The organism is bacterium (genome assembly GCA_037131655.1).
Taxonomy (GTDB): domain Bacteria; phylum Armatimonadota; class Fimbriimonadia; order Fimbriimonadales; family JBAXQP01; genus JBAXQP01.
This window is the reverse complement of record JBAXQP010000314.1, coordinates 1-3,033: the sequence shown is the minus strand read 5'-3', so window position 1 is coordinate 3,033 and position 3,033 is coordinate 1. Positions and strand designations below refer to the sequence as shown.

The following is a 3,033-nucleotide window of genomic DNA, read 5'->3' as shown; positions in this document are numbered from 1 at the left end:
TCATCGAGGCGGAGCATGGCTCGCTCTTTGAAGTAGTTGGAGATTTGTGTCTTCTGGTCGTCAGGAATAGTGCGCTCAAAGGGGATGATGAGCGGTTCCGTTATATAGCGGCGCATCCATTTAAGAATAAACGCACCGGCAACTTTCAAACCCTCTTGACTCACCTGCTCGAAAGCATCGAGACAGGTATGGCCATAGAAGCCATCAGGACCACCGCGGCCCCATGAGATCGAAGGAACGCCTGCATCACCAAACGGGGCATTGTCAGAACTGTAGCAGCCTTCGCTTACACTTTGTGCAGGGCCGTTTTCAGCTGCCAGTAATCGAACCGATGCGGTTAAATCAGACGGACCACTGATAATTGCGCCCGAGGTACCCGGCATCGTTCCCTGGATGTCGATATTGACAACCAATCGGTGATGGTCAAGTTCGGTCTCCTGACCGGTAAGAGCAAACTCTTTATCTTTCTTAGCAACCTTATCGGCCTTGCGGAGTTCACGCACATAGTAAACACTGCCGCGCAGCCCCTGCTCTTCACCACTGAAAGCGATAAAGCGGAGGTGGCGCTTCGAACCGATCTTCTTGAAGATTCTGGCTAGTTCCATCACACAAGAAGTTCCAGTTGCGTTATCAATTGCGCCTGGGCTGTCATAGATACTATCCACGTGACCGCAAACTACGATGATGTCCTTGGAATCTTCTGTACCAGGAAGGTCGCAGATAATATTATAAGCAGTCGATTCACGATAAGTCGAGCGAAGCGAAAGGGTTGCAGTCTTCCCGCTCAAAGGCCACATCTTCTTGCCGTACTCATAGGCGACGCGTACCATTGGCACCGAGCCGAACATCTTCTTTCGTTCATGGCTCAGGTTATTACGACAAGGAGGCCTGAAATAGCTGCCATCGAGAACGATGATCGCTCTCGGCTTGTGGGCGAGCATATTCTTATACTTATTCATAGGCCCGATGTCGCCACATATCATCAAAATCTTGTCTCGGCAGTCTGGCCCTAGATTTGCAGGCTCGCCGCCTTCGACATATTTCAATTCTCCGGTAATGCCGTCAGGACAATCCTCGCCGCCAAGGATACCAACACATGGAACGTTACCTAACCCGTCGACGGTCAGCTTCTCATCCCATGCTTCATACAAATCGATTGGGAATGGCTGAAGGCGCGCATCCTCATAACCAAATTCTTTAAAGGTCTTTAATACGTACTCAGCGCCCTTTTTCTCGCCATCTTGCCCAGCAAAACGACTTCCAATATCTTTCGTTAAAACGCGGGTGTATTCATACGCCCTTGCGCCATCAAATTCCATTGAAACCTCCAAAAGCTTATTTGTTGCTACTATACCCTAGGCAGACAAAGTAGGTTATGGTTGTAATGTGTTGGGAAGGTGTTAGGGAAGAAGCAAGAACGAATTCAGAAAAGTTTCATCCTTTCCAAGGGGAAAATTATCTGGATTCTGCCTTTTACTTTACACCTTACTTCCCTACAGACGTCTTTTTCTTTCGCTTTGGCACATCTGCCTTTGGAAGCTCGGCGGAGACAATGGCTACCCTTGGATGGGTGTTGGGGAGGATGTTCTTTAGGAATTGGCCGGTATAGGACTTTTTAACTTTAGCAATGTGCTCAGGAGGGCCTTCGGCTACTATTTGGCCGCCGGCGTCTCCACCTTCAGGGCCTAAATCAACAACCCAATCGGCAGTTTTGATAACGTCTAAGTTGTGTTCGATAACAATAACGGTATTGCCGGCATCAACTAATCGATGTAGAACGCCCAAGAGCTTATCAACGTCAAAGAAATGCAAACCCGTAGTCGGCTCATCGAGAATATAAACCGTTCGGCCAGTGCCCTTCTTGCTGAGTTCGGTAGAAAGTTTGACGCGCTGGGCTTCACCGCCTGATAAGGTTGTCGCCGGCTGGCCTAATTGGATGTAGTCCAGACCGACATCGTGCAGCGTTTGCATCTTGCGCAGAATGGACGGAATGGCCGAGAAGAAATCCAATGCTTCCTCAACATTCATCGCCAATACTTCGGCAATATTCTTGCCCTTGTATTTGACTTCGAGCGTTTCACGGTTATAGCGCTTGCCCTTGCATATCTCACACGGCACATAAACATCGGGCAGGAAGTGCATTTCGATCTTGATAATGCCATCTCCCTTGCAGGCCTCACAACGCCCGCCCTTCACATTGAAGCTAAACCGTCCGGCTTTATATCCGCGCATTTTGGCGTCAGGGGTTTTAGAAAACAGGTCGCGAATCATATCGAAAACGCCGGTGTAAGTAGCCGGATTCGAACGTGGAGTCCTACCGATTGGGCTTTGGTTGATATCGATGACCTTATCGACGTGTTCCAACCCCTTGACCTCGTCATGCTTCCCCCAAGTCGTGCGCGTACCGTAGACTTGATACATTAGACGCGGGAAAAGGGTTTCTTGAATAAGGGTGCTCTTACCGCTACCCGATACGCCGGTAATTGCTACAAAGCTTCCTAACGGGAGCCTCAGGTCAATGCTCTTGAGGTTATGCTGGCGCGCATTGGTGAGTTCAATCCACTCCCCATTAGTTGTGCGGCGCTTCTCGGGGATGGCGATTTCTGCCCGCTTTGACAGAAAATCGCCCGTTAGGCTTCCTTTAGTGGAAATAATCTCATCCAAAGTGCCCTTCGCAACTACAAATCCGCCATGTTCGCCTGCTCCAGGCCCCATGTCAACGATATAATCGGCCGAACGCATTGTGTCTTCATCGTGCTCGACAACGATCACAGTGTTTCCAATATCGCGCAGGCGGATCAAAGTTTCGATGAGCTTATGGTTGTCCCGCTGATGTAGGCCGATGCTGGGTTCATCCAAAATGTACAGCACACCCATCAATCCAGAACCTATCTGGGTAGCCAAACGAATGCGCTGGGCTTCCCCGCCAGCCAATGTCGTTGCCGTTCGGTCGAGAGTGAGGTAGTTCAAACCGACGTCATTCAAAAATCCCAATCGGGTCTTAATTTCCTTAACCGCACGCTCGGCAATAAT

2 protein-coding genes are annotated in these 3,033 nt (G+C 49.7%); both read right to left on the bottom strand.

Translation table 11 applies throughout. The features are described from left to right. On the bottom strand, nt 1–1,319 hold a 1,319-nt coding region (locus tag WCO51_11720), incomplete at its 3' end, for a M20/M25/M40 family metallo-hydrolase (GenBank protein MEI6513923.1). A gap of 166 nt (nt 1,320–1,485) precedes the next feature. Then, a partial coding sequence (gene uvrA / locus WCO51_11715; GenBank protein ID MEI6513922.1) for an excinuclease ABC subunit UvrA occupies nt 1,486–3,033 on the bottom strand: 1,548 nt, incomplete at its 5' end.